Origin of the sequence: Streptomyces sp. NPDC058534 (assembly GCF_042717365.1) — a bacterium.
Lineage (GTDB): Bacteria > Actinomycetota > Actinomycetes > Streptomycetales > Streptomycetaceae > Streptomyces.
Genome location: NZ_JBHXNW010000029.1, coordinates 24,319 through 46,791, shown reverse-complemented (window position 1 = coordinate 46,791; position 22,473 = coordinate 24,319). Strand labels below are relative to the sequence as shown.

Here is a 22,473-nt window from a genome sequence, read left to right as displayed (position 1 = left end):
CCCTCTCTCTCCCTCCTGTGGGGGGGGGGGGCCCGCGCCCCGTGTGTGTGCCACCCCCCTGCCCTCCCCCGGGCGGGGGCGGGCGGCCCCCCCCCCCCGCTGCACATCTCGCGGCCGGGTGACCGCTGGGAACTACTTGATCTTCGTACCGGCGGACCGCAGGTGACCGCAGGCCTCGACGACGCGCGCGGCCATGCCGGCCTCGGCCAGCTTGCCCCAGGTGCGCGGGTCGTAGGTCTTCTTGTTGCCGACCTCGCCGTCGACCTTCAGGACGCCGTCGTAGTTGCGGAACATGTGGTCGGCGACCGGACGCGTGAAGGCGTACTGGGTGTCCGTGTCGATGTTCATCTTGACCACGCCGTTCTCCAGCGCGGTCGCGATCTCCTCGGCGGAGGAGCCGGAGCCGCCGTGGAAGACGAAGTCGAACGGCTTGCTGCCGGCCGGCCGGCCGTACTTCGCGGCGATGCCCTCGTTCAGCTCCTTGAGCAGATCGGGGCGGAGCACGACGTTGCCCGGCTTGTACACGCCGTGGACGTTGCCGAAGGACGCGGCGAGCAGGTAGCGGCCCTGCTCGCCCAGGCCGAGGGCCTCCACGGTGCGGACGGCGTCGTCGACCGTCGTGTAGAGGGAGTCGTTGATCTCGTGGGAGACGCCGTCCTCCTCGCCACCGGTCGGGGTGATCTCGACCTCAAGGATGATCTTGGCCGCGCGGGCGCGGTCGAGCAGCTCCTGGGCGAGGGAGAGGTTGTCGGCCAGCGTCTCGGCCGAGCCGTCCCACATGTGGGACTGGAACAGCGGGTTGCGGCCGGCCTTGACGCGCTCCTCGGAGACCGCCAGCAGCGGACGGACGTACCCGTCGAGCTTGTCCTTGGGACAGTGGTCCGTGTGCAGGGCGACGGTGACGTCGTACTTCTCGGCGACGATGTGCGCGAACTCGGCGAGGGCCACGGCGCCGGTCACCATGTCCTTGCTGTGCTGGCCGCCCAGGAACTCGGCACCGCCGGTGGAGATCTGGACGATGCCGTCGCTCTCCGCCTCCGCGAAACCGCGCAGGGCCGCGTGCAGCGTCTGGGAAGAGGTCACGTTGATGGCCGGGTAGGCGAACTTTCCTGCCTTCGCCCGGTCCAGCATCTCGTTGTAGACCTCGGGAGTTGCGATGGGCATCTGTCCGCTCCTTGTATGTGCGGGTGGGCTCGGCTGCTGCTTATGGCCCTGACCTAGGACTGGGGGGCGACGTCATCGTCGGCCCCATCCTTCCAGACGAACCGGGAATACCCGAGTGGGCCTGGGAGTGGGCCTCAGTCCAGGTCCAGCTCGTCCTTGTCGTACGCGTACAGGTACGGCACCCCCGCGCCGTCCTGGATCTTCTCGGCGGCGCCCGTCGCGCGGTCGACGATGGTGGCGACGGCGACGACCTCGGCACCGGCCTCGCGCACGGCCTCGACGGCGGTGAGCGGGGAGCCGCCGGTGGTGGAGGTGTCCTCGACGACCAGGACGCGGCGGCCCGCGATGTCCGGGCCCTCCACCCGGCGCTGCAGCCCGTGCGCCTTGGCCGCCTTGCGGACCACGAACGCGTCCAGCCTGCGGCCCCGCGCGGCGGCGGCGTGCAGCATGCTCGCGGCGACCGGGTCGGCGCCCATGGTCAGCCCGCCCACCGCGTCGAACTCCAGGTCGTCGGTCAGCTCCAGCAGCACCTGCCCGACCAGCGGCGCGGCCTCGCCGTCCAGGGTGATGCGACGCAGGTCGACGTAGTAGTCGGCCTCAAGACCCGAGGAGAGGGTCACCTTGCCGTGCACCACGGCCTTGTCCTTGATCTGCTGCAGCAGCGCCGCACGTGTGCCTTGCGGCATTACTTCGTTGACGTCCGTCATGTACGCCAGCTTAGAGGCGGCGCCAGGACCAGGTCGTCGTGGCCTCCAGCGGCTCCAGGGGTGTGACCAGGCGAGGGAGAGTGTTCAGGCCGTTGGGCGGCCCGGTCTGCGGCTCCACGCAGACGGCGGCCTCCTGCTCGTCGTACACCACGACCCACTGCTCGCGGCTGGTCACCTTCAGTTCCAGCCGCTCCGGCCAGGTCAGGGTGACGTCGACGCCCTCCGGCATACCGAAGCAGTCGTCCCAGGGGCCCGGCTTCGGGTCGAGACGGTTGCCGGTCGGCAGGTGGTCGTCGCCGCGCTCCTCCTGCCAGGCGGGGTCGAAGCCGATGGCGACGTCCGCGCCGTCGAGGGTGCGGTTGAACCACGGGTGCCAGCCGACCTGCGCGGGGAAGGACGAGTCGTACGTCTCCACGGCCATCGTCAGCGTCAGCGCCTCCTCGGTGAGGGCGATCACCTGGGTGACGCGGCCGGTGTAGGGCCAGGGGTCGGCCAGGTCGTACGTGATGACCGCCTCGCCCGCGGTGACACGCGCGGTGCGCCAGGCGGCGTCGCGGGCGGTGCCGTGGATGGCGTGCGGCGGGGAGTTGAGCGGCATCCGGTGCACGACGGCGCCGTCCCGGAAGCGGCCCTCGCGGATGCGGCCGCACCAGGGGACCATCGGGAAGCAGCCGTAGCGCTCGCCCTGGCGGAGCAGTTCCGTGCCGCCGACGCGGAGTCCGCCGATCCGGCCGCCGTTGCCCGGCAGCACGGTCGCCTCCGCGTCACCCGCGGTCAGCGTGATGGGTTCGTTACTCACGCCACGACCCTACTGGGGCGATCAAGGGCGCCGGGGCACGCGGGGTCCGGGTGCGGTTCAGCGACGCTTGCGCAGCGCGCGGCCCACGACGATCGCCCCGGCCACGACCACGGCCGCGGCGGGGGCGGCCCAGCGCAGGGGGGCGCCGGCGACGCCCCCCTGGGGTGCGGGGACGGGGGCGTACCGGCCGCGCGGCGGAGCGTGGTCCACCTCCTCGGCGCTGCGGCCGATCATCGTGCGGCGCGCGTGCGCGGCCTCGGCGGGGGGTTCGACCACGTCGGGGGCGGGGGTCTCGGGGGCGGCCTGTGGTGCGGCGGGGGGCTGCGGGGCGTCCGGCCGGTCCTCGGCCGCGCGGTCCGTGCGGTCCGTGCGGTCCGTGCGGTCCGTGCGGTCCGCCCCGTCCGTGCGGTCCGCGTCGTCCGCGTCCTCCGTGTCGAGGGAGGGCGGCGGGACCTCCGTGTCGAAGACGGAGGCGGGCGCCTGTTTCTCCGCCGCCGCCGTGCCCAGGTTCTCCGCGAACCGGGTCAGCAGGCGGGTCGTGGCCGACGTCACCGACTCCTTGGGCAACTCCGTGACCCGCCCGTCCGCGGTGGCCGTCCCGGCGAAGACGAGCGTGGCGCCACCCTCGGCGTCCCGGACGGAGAGGGTCAGCGCGAGCGTGACCGCGCCGGTGCCGCGCGACTCGGTGGCGTCGCCCTCGACGGCGTACGTGCCGTCCGGGCGCGCGGACAGGTGCAGCGAACCCCGGTAGGTGATGGAGTGGCTGCCGATACGCACCTTCAGCCGGCCCGCGACGGGCTCGGCACCGGCGTCCTGCTGGAGCCCCGGAACCGCCCGGGCGACCCGGACGGGGTCGGCCAGCACATCCCTGAGCCGCTCCGCCGGAACCGGAACGAACACCTCATGCTCCATGTCACGGCACCCTACCCAGCGGGCGCCCGGAGCACCCCCCGTCGGCACAAAGTCACCCGGCGTCCCCCGCGCTCCCCGGCGTCACCAGACCCGTCTCGTAGGCCACCACGACCGCCTGGGCCCTGCTGCTCAGGCGCAGCTTGGACATCGTGCGGTTGAGGTGGGTCTTGACCGTGGCCTCGCTGATGAACAGGCGGTCGGCGGCCTCGGCGTTGCTCAGTCCGCGGCCCACCAGTCCCAGGACCTCCGCCTCGCGCGAGGTCAGCGTCGTCAGTCCGGGCGGCGGAGCGGCGTCCGGCGGGTCCGTGCGGGCCGGGTCCGACATCCGCGTGAACGCCTCGACCAGACGCCGAGTGACCGCGGGGGCGAACAGGGCGTCGCCGCCGTGCACCGCGGCGACCGCGGCCAGCAGCCGTTCGGGTCCCGCGTCCTTGAGCAGGAAGCCGGAGGCGCCGGCGCGCAGGGCGCCATACACGTACTCGTCGAGGTCGAAGGTGGTCAGGACGAGGACGCGGGGTCCGCCGCCTCGGCGAGGATCCGCTCGGTGGCCTGGATGCCGGTCATGCCGGGCATGCGGATGTCCATCAGGACGACGTCCGGCCGGGTGCGCGCGGCCAGCGCCACCGCCTCGGCGCCGTCGGCCGCCTCGCCGACGACCTCCATGCCGGGGGCGGCGCGCAGCAGGGCGGCGAGGCCGCTGCGGACGAGGAACTGGTCGTCGACGACGAGCAGCCGCACCGGACGGCTCCCCGGCCCGTCCATCGGTCCGTCCGTCGGCCCGTTCGTCGGCCCGTCCGTCGGCCCGTCCATCGGTCCGTCCGTCGGCCCGTTCGTCGGCCCGTCCGTCGGTTCGTCCATCGGCCCGTCCGTCGGGTGCTCTGGGTCGGTCATTCCCTGACGGTGTCTCCCCGGCGTGCGGTCCGTACCGGCGTCGGCAGGGTCAGGAGCACGCCGAATCCTCCCTCGCCGCGCGGGCCGACGACGATCGTCCCGCCGTAGAGCTTGGCCCGCTCCCGCATCCCGATCAAGCCGTGGCCGCCGCGCTCGGCGATTGTGTCCGAATCCACCCCCTGCCGGGGCCCGTCGCCGCGTCCGTCGTCGGTGACCGACACCGTGACCTCGCCCGCGCGGTAGGCGAGTTCGACGGTGGCGTCCGCTCCGGGGGCGTGCTTGAGCACGTTGGTGAGCGCCTCCTGCACGACCCGGTAGACGCACAGCTGCATGCCGGACGGCAGCGGGCGCGGCGCACCCGTGACGCGCAGTTCCACGCGCACGCCGCCGGCGCGTACCCGGGTGACCATCTCGTCCAGCTGGTCGAGGCCCGGCGCGGGGGCGCCGTCCGCGCCCTGGACGCCTTCGGCGCGCAACAGGCCGAGCATGCGGCGCAGTTCGGCCAGAGCCTCGCCGCTCGCGCCCTCCACGGTGTCGAGGGCGGCGCGTGCGGTGCGGGCGTCGGAGTGGAAGACGAAGCGGGCAAGACCGGTCTGGACGTTGATGACGGCGATGTGGTGGGCGACCACGTCGTGCAGCTCCCGGGCGATCCGCACGCGCTCCTCGGCCACCTCGCGCCGGGCCCGGTCGGCCTGTTCGGCACGGAGCTGCCGGGTGAGTTCGGCGGTCCGGCGGGCGACGTACCCGAACCGCCAGAGCACCAGCGGGAACCCGACGGCCTGCCCCACCACCGACGCCATCGCCTCGGCGCCGCCGACCACTCCGGCGTAGATCCAGACGCCCGCGAGCAGGGCGGCGCAGGCGGCGGCGGTGCGGGTGGGGCGCAGGGAGGCGACGGTGTAGAGGGCGAGCATGGGGCCGAAGGAGCCGACGACGGGCCAGTAGCCGAGGGTGACGTAGAGCGCCCAGCAGGCGTGGACGGTGAGGCAGACGGTGACGGGGGCCCGGGTGCGCAGGGCGAGCGGGAGGGTCAGCAGGGCGACGAGCGACCAGGCGGGCGGATCGAGCGCGGGCCACCCCTGGGCGACGGCCTCGGTGCCGAGCAGGACGGCAACGGTCGTCAGCGCCGCGGCGATCAGGCCGTCGGCGGCCAGCGGATGCAGGCGCATTGCCGCAGCGTAGGTCCGCCGCCCGGCGTCGGCGTCCTCCTTTCGCGGTACCGCGGAAGTTGCAGGAACCGGCCGGCTACCGCGCTGGGTTGGGTCCCGTCTCCACCCACGGCCGGATTCCGCGAGGGGCGGGGCGGCCTTAGGTTCTCGGTGCGGGCGATCCACGGGGGGTGTGGCGGTCCGTCCGTACCCGGGGGAGGAGGCCGGGCCGCCGCACGGGGTCGTACCCGGGTCGCCCGGCCCGGCTCCGCACGGGGTCGTGTCCGGGTCGCCCCGGCCCGGCTCCGCACCCCGGCGGGCTCAGTACCGCGGATGCACGAGTGTCGACGGTGGCAGCCCCGGGATCCGGGTGTGGGACGCGGCGCGGGCGTCCCGGGTGAGCGACCGGGGCGTGAGGGTGCGCGGGCGGGGGTCCGGCGCCGTACCCAGGCGCAGTGCGGGGGGCGTGCGGGCGGCCAGGAGGAAGCCCCAGTCGCGGGGGGCGCGGGGTCCTGCGGCCGTGCGGTCGGGGCCGGGGGCGAGGCCGGCGTCCCGGGCGGCGACGCGGTAGGCGACGGTCGGCAGTCCGGCCGCGCGGAGCGTCGCGTCCACCGTCCAGAAGGTCCGGGGGCCGGCGGCGGCCGGGCCCGCGTGCACCACCAGCCGCCCGTGGGGGGCGAGCACCCGCCGCAGCAGGCCGTAGAACTCCTGCGAGTACAGCTTGGTGCCGGCGGTGATCCCCGGGTCGGGCAGGTCCGAGATCACCACGTCGTACGTCGCGGAGGGCGTCGACATCAGCCGCCGGAAGGCGTCCTCGGTGGTGACGTGGACGCGGGGGTCGCCGTAGGCGTGCTCGTTCAGGGTGGACAGGGCGGGGTCGTGCCGGGCCAGCCGGGCGAGCCCCGGGTCGAGTTCGACGACGTCGACGCGCTGTACGCCGGGTCGCCGCAGTACCTCCCGCGCGGCGAGGCCGTCACCGCCGCCGAGGATCAGCACGCGCGCGTGCGCGCCGCTCATCGCGGGGTGCACCAGGGCCTCGTGGTAGCGCCGTTCGTCGCTGCCGCTGACCCGCAGCCGCCCGTCCAGGAACAGGCCGAGGGACCGGCCGTCGGTGTCGCCGGTGAGAACCACTTCCTGCACGCCGGTCCGCACGGCCACCCGGACGTCCTGGCCGTACACGGCCTGCCGGGCCGCGCGTTCGAAGTCGTCGGCGAGGACGGTGGCCGTGGCGAGGAGGGCGAGCACGAGGACGTTGGCGGTCAGCAGCAGCCAGCGGGCCCGGCGCGTCAGGTCGCGCCGGAACAGACCGAGGACCAGGGCGGCGCCGACGACCACGTTGACGGTGCCGGTGAGCAGCGCGCCGGTCAGCTGGCCGAGGAAGGGGAGCAGTACGAAGGGGAAGGCGAGGCCGCCGACGAGCGCGCCGACGTAGTCCGCGGCGAACAAGTCGGCGACGGCGCCGCCCGCGTCCTGCCTGCGCACGCGCTGGATCAGCTCCATCAGCAGCGGCACCTCGGCGCCGATCAGCACACCGATGGCGAGCGAGAAGGCGACCAGCAGGAAGCGCGGGCCGTCGGCCCACAGACCGCCCCAGCCGCCGGTCCAGGCGAAGACCGCGTAAAGGATCATGGCGCTGGAGCCGCCGACGAGGGCGAGGACGGCCTCGACCGCGCCGAAGCCGGCGGCGGCCAGCCGGCGCAGCCGTTTGGCGGCGAGCGAGCCGAGGCCCATGGCGAAGACCATGACGGACAGGACGACGGACGCCTGGGTGACCGAGTCGCCGATCAGGTACGAGGCGAGGGCGACCAGTTCGAGTTCGTACACCAGCCCGCAGGCCGCGCAGACGAACACGCCCGCCAGGACCAGGAACCGCGCGAGGGCGGGCCGGACGGGCAGCCGCGCGGGCGCCTGCGGACCGCGGGGGCCGCCCCAGGACGGCGGAGAGCCGGGCGGGGCGGGCGCGTGCGGATCGATCACGGAGTGACGTTACGTCACTCCCCCACTGCGCTTCGTCACCCACACGTGTGAAACCAACGTCGCGTTCGGCCTCACAGGTTTATCCGGCCCGGGCCCGGCGACGGGCCGCTCCCCCTCCCGCCGGCGTCCCCCGGCTCACACCGCGGACGGCCTGAGCTGCGACGTCGGTACCCGGACGCCCACGCGGGTCCGGGTCGCCACCAGCTGCCCGTCCTGCGGGTAGGCGTGCCAGGTGCGCCAGTGCACCTGTCCCTCGCGCCGCTGGGCCAGCAGCGCGGTGAAGGCGTGCGGGCTGCCCGGGAAGACGCCGGCCAGACCGTGCGGGTGGTCGGAGACGAGGGCCAGCAGCTCCTGGGCGCGGCCGGCGAAGGAGCCCGGTGTCAGCACCTCCACCCGGGCGGCGAACTCGTACTCCCAGTCGCCCACCCGTTTGGCGACGCCGAGCGGCAGCGGGGTGCTGCTGCCGGGGATGCACGCCACCGTCTCCGAGCAGCTGCCCCGCTCCTCCTCAAGCAGCACTTGATGGGAGGCGCCGAGCAGCCTCAACTGCAGTTTTGCGTCCGTGAGTTCGATATCGAGACAGGCGAGCGCGGGCAGCGGCTCGCGCCCCAGGGCCCAGGCCAGGTCTGCGGCGCGCGTGTCGGTGTAGGCGGTGTTCAGGGTCGTGAGCATGGATCGGCTCCGCAAGCACACAAGGAGAGGAAGGTGGGGGGCCTGCGCTTCCCGGCCACTGCCGGGGGTGCGGCCCACTCAGCCCAGTCGGCCGGTCAGGAGGGGGGTCAACAGGTCGTCCGAGGAGCTGCGTTGGTGAAGGAGAGGGAATCATGAACTTTGGCGCCGCCACAGCGTTTTTACCCAACTTCGTGGCGTTTCCATCCCTCAGGGGACTCCACTGCTCAATTGTTCAACCAGGGCGCGCACCCCGCCCGAACAGAGTGCGCCGGTGTGCGGGAGCGCCCGCCGGGCGTACTGCCCGACGGGCGCTCTTGGCGGGGCCCGGGGCCCGGTCCCAGGTGTGGGCCCCGTGGCGGGGATGCGGTTCCCCCTGGCTGGAGCTCAGCTGCCCCGTGTCAGCTGCCTCCACCGCATCCGCCGCCGCCCCCTCCTCCCCCGCAGGACGACCCGCCTCCGCAGGACGAGCCGCCACCGCAGGAGTGGCTTCCGTGGTGCCCGCCGGAGGACGAGCCACCGCCGCTGTCACCGGCCCACCAGCTGCCGCCGTTACCGCCGCTGTCGCCCGTCCACCACGAACGCCTGCCGCGCCGCGACCGGACGGTGCGGCCGGCCCCCCGGCCGACCACGATTCCCCTGATCACCAGGGCTGCGACCACGATCAGGATGATGACTGTGACCATGACTTCACCCTCCTTCCATTCCCGGGCGCAGGCCCGGAAGGTCCCCCGAAGCAGTCCCCCGTCGGATGCCTCGTTCTGTCGGAATCTGTCGTGAAGCTCGTTGCGTGAACGGGAGATGCCCCTCGCCGCCACGGCCCAAAGCAGAGTTGAGGAAGTCCAGAGCTTCGGCGCAGGATGACGGCCATGACCTCCATGAGCTCCAGCACCCGCCCCCTTCTGAACCGCCGGCTGGCGGAGTTCGGAACGACGATCTTCGCCGAGATGTCCGCCCTGGCCGTGCGGACCGGCGCGATCAACCTGGGCCAGGGCTTCCCGGACACCGACGGCCCCGAGGAGGTCCGGGAGGCCGCCGTACGGGCACTGCGCGACGGGCACGGCAACCAGTACCCGCCGGGCCCCGGCGTCCCCGAACTGCGTGCCGCCGTCGCCGCCCACCAGCAGCGGCGCTACGGCCTGTCCTTCGACCCGGACACCGAGGTCCTGGTCACGGCCGGGGCCACGGAGGCCATCGCGGCCTCCCTGCTGGCGCTCCTTGAGCCCGGCGACGAGGTGATCGCGCTGGAGCCGTACTACGACTCGTACGCGGCCTGCATCGCGATGGCGGGCGGCACGCGCGTGCCGGTGACCCTGCGCCCGCACGCCACGGACGAGGGCTCCGCCTTCCGCCTGGACCTCGACGAGCTGCGCGACGCGGTCACCGACCGCACCCGGCTGCTGCTGCTGAACACCCCGCACAACCCGACGGGCACGGTCCTGAACCGCGCCGAACTGGCCGCGATCGCCGAGCTGGCCGTGGAGCGGGACCTGCTGGTGGTGACCGACGAGGTGTACGAGCACCTGGTCTTCGACGCGGCCGAGCACATCCCGCTGGCGACCTTCCCGGGGATGCGCGAGCGCACGGTGACCATCGGGTCGGCCGGCAAGACCTTCTCCTTCACCGGCTGGAAGGTCGGCTGGGTCACGGCGAACGGCCCGCTCGTCTCAGCGGTCCGGACCGCCAAGCAGTACCTGACCTACGTCAGCTCGGGCCCCTTCCAGTACGCGATCGCCGAGGCCCTCCGCCTGCCGGACGCGTACTTCGACGGCTTCCGCGCCGACCTGCGACGCAAGCGCGACCTGCTCGGCGACGGACTGCGCGCGGCCGGATTCGAGGTCTACCAGCCCCAGGGCACGTACTTCATCACCACTGACATCACCCCCTTCGGCGAGAAGGACGCCTACGCCTTCTGCCGCGCCCTCCCCGAACGCTGCGGCGTCGTCGCCGTCCCCAACTCCGTCTTCTACGACGACCCCGACGCCGGCCGCAGCCAGGTCCGCTTCGCCTTCTGCAAGAAGGACGACGTCCTCGCCGAGGCCTCCAGCCGGCTGCGAGGGTCTGTACAGGGAACGGCTCTGGGTCGCATCCGGTGGTGACGGAGGGTCATGGCAAAGATGCCTGGTCGACGTGCTCGGACGCCCCACCGGGTCGCCGTTCCCGCCTGCGGCACACTCAGGATCCGGCACACTGGCTTCCACCACGACCTGGGCGAATAACTGCACATGAGAATTACCGCACGTCACCACCGGATGTGGGCCAGAGCCGTTGACCGTACAGACCCGGGTCTACTGCCGTGTGCGGCGGTAGTGGGCGTGGGCGGCAGCGAGTCGGCCGCCGACTTCGGCGGTGCTGGCGAGGACGGCCATGTTGGCTTCGCCGGTGCGGCCGTTGGTGACCTTGTCGACGGCGCGCATCAGGTACTTGGTGATGGCGTTGCCGCTGATGCCGTCGCGTTCGGCGTCGGCAAGGGCTGCGGTGATGGCCTGTTCGGCTACATCGTGGTCGATGGCGTCTTCGTCACGGGGCGGCGTGGTGATCAGGATGCTGCTGTTGCTGCCGGTGGCCCAGTGGGTGTCGATGACGTGGGCGATGGCGTCCTCGTCGTCCAGGCGGTGAGGGCTGCGGATGCCGCTGGAGGCGCAGTAGAAGGCCGGGAAGTCATCTGAGCGGTAGGAGATCAGGGGAACGCATTGGGTTTCCAGGTATTCCATGGTCAGCTTGAGATCGAGGATGGATTTGGCGCCGGCGCAGACGACGGCGACTTTGGAGCGGGTGAGCTGGATAAGGTCGGAGGAGACGTCCATGGTGGTTTCGGCGCCGCGGTGGACTCCGCCGAGTCCGGCGGAGGAGAAGAAGGGGATGCCTGCGAGTTCGGCGGCGACGAGGGAGGAGGCGACTGTGGTGGCGCCCATGCCGCCCTGGGTGAGGACGATGGCCAGGTCGCGGCTGGAGACTTTGGGGATGGTGCCGGCGGTGGCGAAGCGTTCGATGTCGGTGTCGCTCATGCCGATGATGAGGCGTCCGGCGTCGATGCCGATGGTGGGCTGAACGCGGTGGTGGTCAGCACCCGGCCGAAGGCGATGGCGTCGTGCTTCTGACTGAGGGTGAGGCCGATGAGGTTCTTCATGTACTGGTCGGCCTTGACCAGGCCGCCCATGGGGATGAGGCGGCGGACCTTCTCCGGGTAGAGGGCAGCGGTGGCGGCGACGACGGCGCCGCCGAGGGAGAAGCCGACGAGGTCGACGGCGCCGAGCGCGGCATGGTCGATGACCGCGGCGACCTCTGCGGCCTGCTGCTCGATGGTCAGGGCGCTGCCGTCGTCTTCGGCGGCCTCGCTGCCGGTGAGGTCGGGGAGGATGACGGTGTTGCGCTTGGCGAACTCCTCCACGAGGTGGCCGTAGCAGCTCTGGCCGCCCTTGCCGACGCCGTGGACGAGCATGAGGGCCGGGCCGGGCCGTTGCCAGTGACCGTGTAGTGGACGGTGGAGGTTCCTACGGCGAGCTTGGGCATGGTGATCCTGTCCGGTACGGGGTGAGGCTGGTGGGTGGTGGGGCGTTACTTGGCGGCGAGCCAGGCTTGGAGGGTGAGCAGGCCGGGGTGGCGCTCGCGCAGGGCCTTGATGTTCGCTTGGTAGCCGGTGGCGTTGAGCCAGTCGAACATGTTGCCCAGCTCCTGGGAGTCGGCGCGCAGCTTGGCGCTGGGCAGCCGGGTGAAGAAGGTGGGGATGTCGTCGGAGACCGTGAATACTTCGGCGATCTTCGCGACGCTTAGTTCGTCACCGGCGATCTCAATGGTCTTGCCGGTGAACTCGCCGGGGTTGGCGAAGACGTCCGCCGCGATGCGCCCGATGTCCGATAGGGCGATCATCTGGAGGGTGGTGTCGGCGTCCAGGGCGAAGGGGCCGGTGCGGGTGCCGTGGGCGGGCTTGGGCAGCATGTAGGCCCAGTTCTCCATGAAGAACACCGGGCGCAGCACGGTGGCCGGGAGGCTGAGAGAGGTGATGTAGTCCTCGATCTCGGCCTTGGTGTCGAAGTGGGTGACTCCCGAGCCCTTGCCGACGGCTGCGACGGAGCTGTAGACGAGGTGGTGGACGCCGGCGGCCTTGGCGGCGTCGGCGACGTTTCTGCCCTGGGTGATCTCGGTCTTGGGCTGGGGGTTGACCAGGTCGGCGCCCTGGACGCTGAAGATGCCGTAGGCGCCCTGGGCCGCCTTCGTGACCTGGTGTGCGTCGTTGAGGTCGCCGGTTGCGAGCTCCGCACCGAGGGCCTTGAGATCCTGCGCCTGCTGGGTGTCGGGGGTGCGTACCAGAGCGCGTACGGCCCATCCGCTGCTGAGTAGGGCGCGGGCAACTGCGCCTCCCTGTCCGCCGGTTGCACCGGTGACGAGGACAGTCTTCTTATCCAAGGTTCGAACTTTCTTTCGAATTGAATGGGCAACCCCATGAGCATCACGTAGCGGCCAGCCATGAGTCCAATGCGTATTTGTCATTCCATCGATCTCGTTTGATGATGCTTGGATGGATCTTCAGCAGATGCGATATGTCGTGGCGGTCGCCGAAACCCTCAACTTCACCCGGGCCGCGGAGCGTTGCATGGTGGTGCAGTCGGCCCTCAGCCATCAGATGGCCCGCCTGGAAAAAGAGCTGGGTACGAGGCTTTTCGAGCGCACCAGCAAGCAGGTACGGCTCACTCCGGCGGGCCGCGCGTTCCTTCCTGCGGCCCGCGAGTGCCTGGAGGCGGCGGAGCGCGCGAGTGCCCATGTGGCGGCGGCCATCGGGGAGGTGCGCGGGCGCCTGGCGGTCGGCCTGATCCCCACCGTGGCGGCCGTCGACATCCCCGCGGCCCTGCGTGATTTCCGTCACCGCCACCCGCAGGTGCGGATCGGGCTGCGGGTGGGCGCCAGTGACGACCTGGTGGAACAGGTGCGTGAGGGCTCGTTGGAGGTGGCCTTTCTAGGAACGCCGACGACGTTCAGCCCGAAAGGTGTCAGCTCGCAGAAACTGGCCGAGAACCGTCTCGTGGCGGTGGTGCCCCCTTCTCACCCGCTGGCCGGTGAGAGCGCCGTCGATCTCGCGCAGCTCGCCGGTGAGACGTTCATCGAGCTGCCGGCGGGCACGGCGGGTCGCGTCCAGTCCGACCAGGCGTTCACCGCGGCCGGGATCGTGCGGGACATCGCGTTCGAGGTGACGACGGCCGAGTTTATGGCCCGCCTGGTCGCGGAGGGGCTGGGCGTCGCGATGATGCCGCCCAGCTATGTGCCCTATCTGACCGGCGTCACCGCGATCGAGGTCAACGGCGCCCCGACACGGACTGAGCATGTGATCTGGCGCAGTACTGGGTGCACGCCCGCCGCGAGTGCCTTCCTGTCACTGCTGGGCATCCCGCACCGGCTGGGCTCTGAGCCGTGAGGGCTCAGCGCAGGATGCCGACGGCGACCGCGCGCTCGGGGTCGCTCCACAGGCCCATGCCGGTGTTCAGGTGGCGGAAGCCCAGGCGCAGGTAGAAGTCCTCGGTGCCGGGGGCCGCGTAGAGGATGATCTTCTTGTGGCCTTCGGCGAGTGCGGCCAGGCGGCGGATTATTTCGGAGCCGAGCCCGTTGCCCTGGTGATCGGGGTGGACGGCGACGTCGCCGATGTAGGCGCAGTCGGCTCCGTCGGCCAGGGCGCGGCCCGCTCCGATGAGGGTGGTGCCGTCGTAGATGAAGCAGGTGAACATGCTGTTGCCGAAAACGGTCTGAAGGCGCTGAGGGGGCTTGTTGCCCAGGGGGGCGATGCGGAAGAGGTGGGAGAGTTCTTCGAGGTCCACGCCCGTGAGGTCGTGGCGCCAGGAGTAGGCGTCCATGGCGGACCCCCTTCTGGTTGATGATCTTTGGGCCAGGGTAGCGGCCCTGTCGGCGTGGTCCGGGTCAGGTGCTGCTCCTCATATCGATCTCGTTTACCGATTGCATGGATGACTAGAATGAGTTGGACTCATGGCTGGACGCGTGTCGATGATGAGTCCATGACTGAAACCGTCCCCTCCCCTACTGCCGTGCCCGTATCCGGCAGAGCGCTCACCTCGCGTGTGCTGCTCGTCATGGCCGTCGCCTCGGGCCTGTCCGCAGCCGGAAACTATTTCGCCCAGCCTCTCCTTGGCCTGCTTCGCTCTGAGCTGGGCATGGCCACTTCCACCGCCACCCTGACCGTCGCGATATCGCAGATCGGCTACGCGCTCGGCCTGTGCCTGCTGGTCCCGCTCGGCGACTGGTACTCCCGGCGCACCTTGTCCGCCGGTCTGCTGACCGCCACCGCCGTACTACTGGCCATCGGCGGCGGCTCCCCCAACGGCGGTGTGCTGCTCGCGGCCACCGGCCTAGTCGCTGTGACCTCTGTCGGCGCACAGGTGCTCGTCCCGTTCGCCGCCGAGCTGAGCACTGACGACAACCGGGCCCGCAACATTGGCATCGTGATGGCAGGGGTCATCGCCGGCGGCATCCTCGGACGGGCCTTCGCCGGGGTGGTCGCCGACGCCGCCGGATGGCGCTCGGTGTACTGGATCACCGCCGTGCTGCTGCTGGTCCTGGCCGCCACGATCCTGCGCGTTCTGCCCGACAGCGCCTCCCACAGGGAGGAAGGCGCGACCTTCGGCAAGCTGATGAAGTCCACCGCCTCCCTTCTCGTGGAGCTTCCCGGCCTGCGGCGTCCGATCCTGATCGCCGCCCTTTCCATGGCCTCCTACATCACACACCTGAGCACGATCACGCTGCTCCTGGATGAGAAGCCCTACGGCTACAGCTCCGCGATCATCGGGTTGATCGGGCTCGTCGGCGCAGTGGGCCCGCTGTGGATGCCGCGCGCGGGCAAGTTCGTGGACCGCGGGTACGGCAAAGCCGTCCTGGCGGGCGGTCTGCTGTTTTCCGTCCTGGCCTGGGCGGTCATGATCCCGGCGCAGCACGGACAGATCGCCTGGCTCATCGCCGGAATGATCCTCATCAACATGGGGCAGATGTCGGCGCTAAACGCGACGCAGAACGCCTGCTACGACCTGCGTCCGGAAGCGCGCAGCCGGATCAACGCGGTGTTCATGACCCTGTTCTTCGCCGGTGGCGCCATCGGCGGAACGCTCGTGCCGGTGGCGTGGTCAGCCGGTAAGTGGACCGGGGTCTGCGTGATGGGCCTGGTGCTGGCCGGTTGCGGCCTGCTGATCGCCGTGTCCACCCGGCGCCGGACGGCCACGCACGCCGCCTGATCTCCCCCCTTTTCAAGCGCTGAACTTCTGGCTCCTCCAATCCGGATTCGTGGTGGACCCCGAGACGATGGAATGGATCGCCGCGCGGCGCGCGGAGCTGGACGGGACTCGAAGAACAGCTGGTCAAGCAGCGGGACGAGGCGCCGACCTCGCGGCGAAGCTCGCCACCGACCACCAGGGCCCGGGGTCGTCACCTTCCACCGCTAGCAGCTCCTCCAGATCGCGCGGCTGCCGCATCAGCCGGTCCCTTCCAGTACGCAACCGCCGAGGCCCTCCGCCTGCCGGACGCGTACTTCGACGGCTTCCGCGCCGACCTGCGACGCAAGCGCGACCTGCTCGGCGACGGACTGCGCGCGGCCGGATTCGAGGTCTACCAGCCCCAGGGCACGTACTTCATCACCACCGACATCACCCCCTTCGGCGAGAAGGACGCCTACGCCTTCTGCCGCGCCCTCCCCGAACGCTGCGGCGTCGTCGCCGTCCCCAACTCCGTCTTCTACGACGACCCCGACGCCGGCCGCAGCCAGGTCCGCTTCGCCTTCTGCAAGAAGGACGACGTCCTCGCCGAGGCCTCCAGCCGTCTTCGACGCCTCGTGTCCTGAACTCACGCGGTCTTTGCACTCGTTCGAAGCACGCGTCCTCGTCGGCAAGAACGGTGACTCGGCTCCGTGCCGGTACCGGTCCCACCCGGCGCACGCGGCACCGGACGATATAGCCGCTGGTCAGCGGCGCCGCTTGCGGCCGCTTCTGCCTGCAGCGCGCCCTCGCTTGTGGACGCGGCCGAGACGGGCGCCTGGAGCGCGCAGCGCACGGGTCGCCAGCTGCCCGAGTTCTTCGAGTCCGGCCCGGTCGGGGTGCGTGGAGTCCAACGCGGCGGCGATCGCGTCCCTGGCCTGGGGCCCCTGGGCGCGCAGCGCCTCCTCGGCGCCGTCCCGGCCACCCTCCAGCTCCACGAGCTGGAGCAGGTTCTCGGCGAGCACCAGCAGATGCTCGACATCGGTCATATCGGCTGGAGACAGCACCTCACGCTGCGCCAGCGCGTTCAGCGCCAGCGGCGCCAGCTGGGTGTCGCTGCGCAGCATGCGCAGCAGGCGCTCGCCCTCACCGTCCGGCAGCGCCACCAGCAGTACGCCGAGCATCGCCTGCGCACGCGTCCGGAAAGCCATGGCCCTTACGGCGTCGGCCAGTTGCCGGTGCGCGGCCTCCCGCTCACCACGGGCCGTGATCCAGCCGGCCAGCTCCGCCCGAGCGGCATCCGGGGGGTATGCCTCGGCCAGCAGACCCAGCAGGCCGGCCGCCGGTGCCTGGGCCAGTTCACCGACCAGCGGCGCGTCTCTGCCGACCGCCAGCAGCCGCCGCCGTACGGCCCGGGCGCCGAGTTCGGTGAGCCGGATGAGCTCGACCGGCCCGGCGGTCAGCTCCTCGCGCCGGGCATCGGCGCGCTCCCGCGCCGCCGGGTCCGTCGCCACCCCCGCGCCGCCCAGCAGCTCCGCGAGCTCCGGCGGCATGTCCGCGGGCAACTCGGGTCCATCATCCGCGAGGTCGACATAGCTGCGGCTCGGCACGGGCCGAACCGGACAACGCGCGTCCGGTCATTAGGCGACCTCCCCCAGCCGCGCCCGCTCCGTGAATCGCTGCAACGCCGCCCCGTCCAGGATGTCCACGCCCTGCTCGGCGGCCGTGATCGCCCAGAACTTCGCCAGGCCCCAGCGACTGCGGTCCGCCATCATCGCCGGATACTGTTCCGCGACCTTGTCGACCGCGGCAAGAGAGTCCTGGAGCGAAGGGCCGCGTGGGTCCGCCAACCGCGCGGCGTCCAGATAGCGCAGCAACGTGCGCAGCGTGCCCGGGGCGTCGCCACGTTCCTCCCCGGGAACCTCGGTGACCTGCTGGGGAAGCCAGGAGAGCAGGAGTTCCTCCACATGGCCCGGCTCCCACAGCCCCAGCCGGCCGTCGGCAGTCGCCCGGTGCCGGTAGTCCAGCATCGTCTCGGCCGTGAACCCGTCCACCGGCAGCCCGTGCTCCCGAGCCCACCGGACCACGCGGCCGACCAGCAGCGCGCACGCCGCCTCGAACTCGTCCTCGGCGTCGAGTTCGAAGCGCATCCGCATGAAATCCGTCCCATCTGTCCGCAGCGGCCCTGCCCGGCCACGTTACCGCCGGATCGCCGCCGGCTACTCGGCCAAGGCTGAACGGCCCCGCCGCCGGAGGACGGGAGAGCCCGAGCCCGTCAGGTGCGGCCCATGCACGCGTCCTCCCCGGCAGTCCACGGCGGCCCTCGGAAGTGTGAGGAGCGCGCTGGTCAGTGGGCGTTTGCCTCAGGCTCCGGACGGGGGAGTTCGTCGAGGTCGAGCGTGAAGGTGCGGCCGTCGGCCAGGGGGATCGGGAGCTTGCCCGTGCCGTACTTGTGGGTGTGCGCCGCGATGTAACCGGTGCCGGTCGGCTCGGTGTGAAGGACGACCTCCTGGGCGTAGGGGTCCACCACCAGGTAGATCGGAATTCCGTAGCGCCCGTACTTCGCGGTGCAGTCGTCGTAGTCCTTGCGCGCGGAGGAGGTCGAGACGACCTCGGAGATCAGCAGGACGTCCTCGAAGCTGTAGCGCTTGCCCTCCCGGCGGGCGTCCTCGCGAAGGATCGCCAGATCGGGGGCGGAGTTCTCGTCGGCGGGGAAGTCGATGTAGACGTCGGAGGCGGTCTTCGCATGGCGCCCGAGGGACACGACCGTGTCGTACTGCATCGACTTGATCGTGCTGGAGTGCTCGAAGCTCTGCGGAGTCATGATCACTTTTCCGTCGGCCCCGAACAGGATCGTGTACCCCTTGGGGAACTCGGTGTGCACGATCGCGTCGACACTCATGGACGGCTCCTTCCCGTGTGTGGACATGATAGGCCGGACAATGCCGTGGCACCGAGCTTGGCGATACGGCTGCGAGCCCGGTCCGGACAGGTTCTGAGGCCGCCCCGGCTTCGTCGTCCAGCGGGAGAGCGCGAGGGAAGCACGGATGCCCTGGGACGTACGTCACGGGACACGAGCCGCAGCGGCTCACCGGTCTCGCTGGACATCCCCTCAGGGCTTGCCGCGCCACACACGCATACGGCACCCTCGACACACGAACAAATGTGCGAATAGGTGTACGAACGAGGAGTCGGCTGGGTCACCGCGGCGCCGGCCCTGGTCACGGCGGTCCGCTCGGCCAAGCAGTACCTGACGTACGTGGCCTCCGGCCCGTTCCAGAGCGCGGCGGTCTTCTACGACCACCGGGAGGCGGGCGCGCCCTACGTCCGGTTCGCGTTCTGCAGGCGGACCACGGTGCTGGAGGAGGCGGTGGGGCGGCTGAAGGACCTGGCTGGGTGAACACCCCGGCGGGACGTGAAAGGGCCCGGCCCCCCGCCGTGCCGGGGACCGGGCTCGCCTCACGTGGGGCGGACTATTCGCCGTCCTCGTCGGTCGGCTTCTCCGCCTCGTTGACCTCCTGCTCCAGGCCGAGCTGCTCCACGAGCCACCGGTCGAACTCGATGGCGGCCCGCACCCAGCTGACCGTCGAGGAGACGAAGTGCTCCAGGCTGACGCCCATGCCGATCAGCATCTGCGCCTCGCCGATCAGGCGGACCGTGCCGTCGTCGTGGGTGTGGGAGTACACCTTGGGCCACAGGGTGCGCCGGTTCCAGTCGTCGACCGACTCAAGGAGCTGCGGCTTCTCGTCGATCTGGTGGGGCCGGTCGTAGAACGTCCGCACCGAGAAGACCTGCTGGTCACCCTCACCGCGGAACATGAAGTACGTACGGAACTGCTCCCACGGCGCCGCGAGGTCGCCTTCGTCGTCGACGACGTACTTCAGCTCCATCTGTTCGAGGAGCTGCTTCACAAGATCCTGATCCGGGACGACGGGGCCCGCCGGTCCTTGGGGCTGCGGCTCGGGCTGCTTGCCCCCGAAGTTCGGAATCGAAGACGGATCGATAGACATTCTGGGACACTCCTGCGGTCGTCTGGCTCGTCCGGCCATAGCTGAGACCAGACGTACAGACCACCCTCTCTCGCCTGGGCCGTGCCCGGCAACCTGCCTGGCCGAGAGTCGGCCGCGCGGTCGGATCAGCGTGAGTACCAGAACCCCGGCCCCATCCCCTTGGTTCGCCGCAGTTCTTTAAAACCTCCCCTCCCTGAAGGGAGAGGACGGTCCTGGAATACCTGCTCCAGGACCGCGATGGGAGAGGACCTTGCGCACTACAACGTCTTGCCGCTCGCCGGTCCCACGATCAGGTCGTCGCCGAACCGGTCCACGCGGACGGCGTCGCCGTCCTTGATCTCGCCGGACAGGATCTCCCGGGCCAGCCGGTCGCCGATCGCGGTCTGGACGAGGCGGCGCAGCGGGCGGGCGCCGTACGCCGGGTCGTTGCCCTCCTCCGCCAGCCAGGCCAGGGCCTCGTCGGTGACCTCCAGGGTGAGCCGGCGCTCGGCGAGGCGCCGGGACAGGGCCTCGATCTGGAGCCGCGCGATCCGGCCCAGCTCCTCCTGGCTCAGCGCCGAGAAGACCACGAGGTCGTCGAGCCGGTTGAGGAACTCCGGCTTGAAGGACGTCCGGACCACCTCCAGCACCTGCTGCTTCTTCTCCGCCTCGCCGGTGGTCGGGTCGACCAGGTACTGGCTGCCGAGGTTGGAGGTGAGGACGAGGATGGTGTTGCGGAAGTCGACGGTGCGGCCCTGTCCGTCGGTGAGGCGCCCGTCGTCGAGCACCTGGAGCAGGATGTCGAAGACCTCGGGATGCGCCTTCTCCACCTCGTCCAGCAGCACGACGGTGTACGGCCGCCGCCGCACCGCCTCCGTCAGCTGTCCGCCCTCCTCGTACCCGACGTATCCGGGCGGCGCGCCCACGAGCCTGGCGACGCTGTGCTTCTCGCTGTACTCGCTCATGTCGATGCGGACCATGGCCCGCTCGTCGTCGAAGAGGAAGTCGGCGAGCGCCTTGGCCAGCTCGGTCTTGCCGACGCCGGTGGGGCCGAGGAAGAGGAACGACCCGGTCGGCCGGTCGGGGTCGGAGATCCCGGCCCGGCTCCGCCGCACGGCGTCGGACACGGCCTGTACGGCCTCGCCCTGCCCGATGAGCCGCCGGCCCAGCTCGTCCTCCATCCGCAGCAGCTTCTGCGTCTCGCCCTCCAGCAGCCGCCCGGCCGGGATGCCGGTCCAGGAGGCGACGACGTCGGCGATGTCGTCGGCGCCGACCTCCTCCTTGACCATGGTGTCCTTGGCGCCCCCGCCGGAGGCGGAAGATGTCAACGCCTCCTCGGCCTCGGATGCCGCCTCCAGGTCGCGCTCCAGGGTCGGGATCTCGCCGTACAGCAGCTTGCTGGCGGTGTCGAAGTCGCCGTCGCGCTGGGCCCGTTCCGCCTGTCCGCGCAGTTCGTCGAGCTTCTCCTTCAGCTCGCCGACCCGGTTGAGGGACTGTTTCTCCTTCTCCCAGCGGGCGTTGAGGCCGCGCAGCTCCTCCTCCTTGTCGGCGAGGTCGCGGCGCAGCCGCTCCAGGCGCTCCAGCGAAGCGGCATCGGTCTCCTTCCCGATCGCCAGCTCCTCCATCTTCAGCCGGTCGACGGCGCGCTGGAGTTCGTCGATCTCGACGGGCGAGGAGTCGATCTCCATGCGAAGCCGAGAGGCGGCCTCGTCGACGAGGTCGATGGCCTTGTCGGGCAGGAACCGGGAGGTGATGTACCGGTCGGAGAGGCTCGCGGCGGCCACCAGGGCGCTGTCCGCGATCTGCACCTTGTGGTGGGCCTCGTACCGCCCCTTGAGACCGCGCAGGATCGCGATGGAGTCCTCGACGGTCGGCTCGGCGACGAGCACCTGCTGGAACCTGCGCTCCAGAGCGGCATCCTTCTCGATCCGCTCCCGGTACTCGTCCAGCGTGGTCGCACCCACCATGCGCAGCTCCCCGCGCGCGAGCATGGGCTTGAGCATGTTCCCGGCGTCCATGGCGGAATCCCCGCCGGCCCCGGCGCCGACAACGGTGTGCAACTCATCGATGAACGTGATGATCTGCCCGTCGGAGTCCTTGATCTCGGCGAGCACGGTCTTCAGCCGCTCCTCGAACTCACCCCGGTACTTGGCCCCGGCCACCATGGCGCCCAGATCGAGCGCCACCAGCCGCTTCTCCTTGAGCGACTCGGGCACGTCCCCCTTGACGATCCGCTGGGCGAGCCCTTCCACGACGGCGGTCTTGCCGACACCGGGCTCGCCGATGAGGACGGGATTGTTCTTGGTACGCCGGCTGAGCACCTGCACCACCCGGCGGATCTCCTGATCGCGCCCGATGACGGGATCGAGCTTGCCCTCGCGGGCCGCGGCGGTGAGGTCGGTGCCGAACTTCTCCAGCGCCTTGTACTGGCCCTCGGGGTCGGCGGTGGTCACGCGGCGCCCACCCCTCGCCTTGCGGAAGGCCTCCTGCAACTTCTTCGCACTGGCACCCTGCCCCTCCAGTACCTCACCGGTCGCGCCGCCCTTCGCGGCGATGCCGAGGAGCAGGTGCTCGGTGGAGAGGTACTCGTCCCCGAGGTCCTTGGCGCGTGCCTGGGCGTCGGCGACCACGGCGAGCATCTCACGGCTGGGTTGCGGCGGTGCGACCGTGGACCCGGTCACGCTGGGCAGCCCGCCGACGATGCGTTCGGCGCCGGAGCGTACGGCGGCCAGGTCGGCCTCGACGGCGGCGAGCAGGTCGGTGATGTTCTCGTTGTCTTGCCCCTGGAGCAGAGCCAGCAGCAGGTGGGCGGGGGTGAGGTCGGCGTTTCCCTCGGTCACGGCCCGGTTGCTGGCCGCGTTGATCGCGTCCCGGCTCCGGTTGGTCAGCTCGGCGTCCACGTTCTGGCTCTCCTCCGTGTCTCCATGTCTCCCAGTGCTGACTCACACAACGTACACAAAGTTGAGCCTATTTCACTCAAGAAATGACGGGGGAGGTTCTGTGTACGGCCATGCCGGGATGAGACCGATACGG

General features: G+C 70.9%; 19 protein-coding genes and 4 pseudogenes. 5 read left to right on the top strand and 18 right to left on the bottom strand.

Annotation, left to right across the window (positions count from 1 at the left end; all coding sequences use genetic code 11):
• Positions 1–132: 132 nt before the first annotated feature.
• The 9 genes and pseudogenes from fbaA to ACFWR9_RS19325 all read right to left on the bottom strand — a co-directional run bounded on the left by fbaA (position 133) and on the right by ACFWR9_RS19325 (position 8,953).
• Positions 133–1,164, bottom strand: coding sequence for a class II fructose-bisphosphate aldolase (gene fbaA, locus ACFWR9_RS19365; RefSeq protein WP_383843425.1), 1,032 nt, complete (start codon positions 1,162–1,164; stop codon positions 133–135).
• A 134-nt stretch (positions 1,165–1,298) separates the two neighbouring features.
• Positions 1,299–1,871: an orotate phosphoribosyltransferase gene (gene pyrE / locus ACFWR9_RS19360; protein ID WP_383843422.1), complete on the bottom strand. Its 573-nt coding sequence runs from the start codon at positions 1,869–1,871 to the stop codon at positions 1,299–1,301.
• Positions 1,872–1,881: 10 nt separating this feature from the next.
• The gene (locus ACFWR9_RS19355) at positions 1,882–2,670 is read right to left on the bottom strand and encodes an aldose 1-epimerase (RefSeq protein ID WP_383843419.1); all 789 of its coding nucleotides are present in this window, start codon (positions 2,668–2,670) and stop codon (positions 1,882–1,884) included.
• 57 nt (positions 2,671–2,727) lie between these two features.
• Positions 2,728–3,582: an SRPBCC domain-containing protein gene (locus ACFWR9_RS19350; protein ID WP_383843416.1), complete on the bottom strand. Its 855-nt coding sequence runs from the start codon at positions 3,580–3,582 to the stop codon at positions 2,728–2,730.
• Positions 3,583–3,634: 52 nt separating this feature from the next.
• Positions 3,635–4,344: pseudogene (locus ACFWR9_RS19345) on the bottom strand (response regulator).
• A 125-nt stretch (positions 4,345–4,469) separates the two neighbouring features.
• Complete coding sequence (locus ACFWR9_RS19340; RefSeq protein ID WP_383843414.1) at positions 4,470–5,642, bottom strand: sensor histidine kinase; 1,173 nt, start codon at positions 5,640–5,642, stop codon at positions 4,470–4,472.
• A gap of 300 nt (positions 5,643–5,942) precedes the next feature.
• Positions 5,943–7,598: a polyamine aminopropyltransferase gene (locus ACFWR9_RS19335; protein WP_383843411.1), complete on the bottom strand. Its 1,656-nt coding sequence runs from the start codon at positions 7,596–7,598 to the stop codon at positions 5,943–5,945.
• Between the two features lie 135 nt (positions 7,599–7,733).
• Complete coding sequence (locus tag ACFWR9_RS19330) at positions 7,734–8,270, bottom strand: DUF2617 family protein (RefSeq protein ID WP_383843408.1); 537 nt, start codon at positions 8,268–8,270, stop codon at positions 7,734–7,736.
• Between the two features lie 398 nt (positions 8,271–8,668).
• A complete protein-coding gene (locus tag ACFWR9_RS19325) occupies positions 8,669–8,953 on the bottom strand; it encodes a hypothetical protein (RefSeq protein ID WP_383843405.1) in 285 nt (94 codons plus the stop codon).
• 183 nt (positions 8,954–9,136) lie between these two features.
• Here ACFWR9_RS19325 and ACFWR9_RS19320 point away from each other — a divergent pair, with 183 nt between their 5' ends.
• The gene (locus ACFWR9_RS19320) at positions 9,137–10,366 is read left to right on the top strand and encodes a pyridoxal phosphate-dependent aminotransferase (protein ID WP_383843402.1); all 1,230 of its coding nucleotides are present in this window, start codon (positions 9,137–9,139) and stop codon (positions 10,364–10,366) included.
• A gap of 189 nt (positions 10,367–10,555) precedes the next feature.
• Here ACFWR9_RS19320 and ACFWR9_RS19315 read toward each other — a convergent pair.
• The 3 genes and pseudogenes from ACFWR9_RS19315 to ACFWR9_RS19305 form a co-directional block, all read right to left on the bottom strand.
• Positions 10,556–11,320 (bottom strand): annotated as a pseudogene (locus tag ACFWR9_RS19315) (pseudouridine-5'-phosphate glycosidase); the annotation flags it as partial.
• Positions 11,272–11,709, bottom strand: a complete 438-nt coding sequence (locus ACFWR9_RS19310; RefSeq protein WP_383843399.1) for an alpha/beta fold hydrolase — start codon at positions 11,707–11,709, stop codon at positions 11,272–11,274. The pseudogene ACFWR9_RS19315 and the gene ACFWR9_RS19310, both read right to left, overlap by 49 nt.
• A 116-nt stretch (positions 11,710–11,825) precedes the next feature.
• Positions 11,826–12,674, bottom strand: a complete 849-nt coding sequence (locus tag ACFWR9_RS19305; protein ID WP_383843396.1) for an NmrA/HSCARG family protein — start codon at positions 12,672–12,674, stop codon at positions 11,826–11,828.
• Between the two features lie 112 nt (positions 12,675–12,786).
• On the opposite strand from ACFWR9_RS19305, the gene ACFWR9_RS19300 reads away from it, so the two are divergent.
• Complete coding sequence (locus tag ACFWR9_RS19300) at positions 12,787–13,677, top strand: LysR family transcriptional regulator (protein ID WP_383843393.1); 891 nt, start codon at positions 12,787–12,789, stop codon at positions 13,675–13,677.
• A gap of 4 nt (positions 13,678–13,681) precedes the next feature.
• On the opposite strand, the gene ACFWR9_RS19295 is transcribed toward ACFWR9_RS19300, so the two are convergent.
• Positions 13,682–14,110: a GNAT family N-acetyltransferase gene (locus ACFWR9_RS19295; protein WP_383843390.1), complete on the bottom strand. Its 429-nt coding sequence runs from the start codon at positions 14,108–14,110 to the stop codon at positions 13,682–13,684.
• Between the two features lie 234 nt (positions 14,111–14,344).
• On the opposite strand from ACFWR9_RS19295, the gene ACFWR9_RS19290 reads away from it, so the two are divergent.
• Positions 14,345–15,496: an MFS transporter gene (locus ACFWR9_RS19290; RefSeq protein WP_383843387.1), complete on the top strand. Its 1,152-nt coding sequence runs from the start codon at positions 14,345–14,347 to the stop codon at positions 15,494–15,496.
• Positions 15,497–15,732: 236 nt separating this feature from the next.
• Positions 15,733–16,098: pseudogene (locus ACFWR9_RS19285) on the top strand (aminotransferase class I/II-fold pyridoxal phosphate-dependent enzyme); the annotation flags it as partial.
• Between the two features lie 120 nt (positions 16,099–16,218).
• Here ACFWR9_RS19285 and ACFWR9_RS19280 read toward each other — a convergent pair.
• The 3 genes from ACFWR9_RS19280 to ACFWR9_RS19270 all read right to left on the bottom strand — a co-directional run bounded on the left by ACFWR9_RS19280 (position 16,219) and on the right by ACFWR9_RS19270 (position 18,353).
• On the bottom strand, positions 16,219–17,061 hold the full coding sequence (locus tag ACFWR9_RS19280) for a hypothetical protein (RefSeq protein ID WP_383843384.1): 843 nt from the start codon (positions 17,059–17,061) through the stop codon (positions 16,219–16,221).
• 30 nt (positions 17,062–17,091) lie between these two features.
• A complete protein-coding gene (locus tag ACFWR9_RS19275) occupies positions 17,092–17,607 on the bottom strand; it encodes a hypothetical protein (RefSeq protein WP_383843381.1) in 516 nt (171 codons plus the stop codon).
• Between the two features lie 191 nt (positions 17,608–17,798).
• The gene (locus ACFWR9_RS19270) at positions 17,799–18,353 is read right to left on the bottom strand and encodes a Uma2 family endonuclease (protein WP_383843378.1); all 555 of its coding nucleotides are present in this window, start codon (positions 18,351–18,353) and stop codon (positions 17,799–17,801) included.
• Positions 18,354–18,641: 288 nt separating this feature from the next.
• Here ACFWR9_RS19270 and ACFWR9_RS19265 point away from each other — a divergent pair.
• Positions 18,642–18,851: pseudogene (locus ACFWR9_RS19265) on the top strand (hypothetical protein); the annotation flags it as partial.
• A gap of 73 nt (positions 18,852–18,924) precedes the next feature.
• On the opposite strand, the gene ACFWR9_RS19260 reads toward ACFWR9_RS19265, so the two are convergent.
• Both ACFWR9_RS19260 and clpB read right to left on the bottom strand, forming a co-directional pair.
• Complete coding sequence (locus ACFWR9_RS19260) at positions 18,925–19,461, bottom strand: YbjN domain-containing protein (RefSeq protein WP_064728987.1); 537 nt, start codon at positions 19,459–19,461, stop codon at positions 18,925–18,927.
• Between the two features lie 257 nt (positions 19,462–19,718).
• Positions 19,719–22,340, bottom strand: coding sequence for an ATP-dependent chaperone ClpB (gene clpB / locus ACFWR9_RS19255; RefSeq protein ID WP_383843374.1), 2,622 nt, complete (start codon positions 22,338–22,340; stop codon positions 19,719–19,721).
• Between the last annotated feature and the right edge of the window lie 133 nt (positions 22,341–22,473).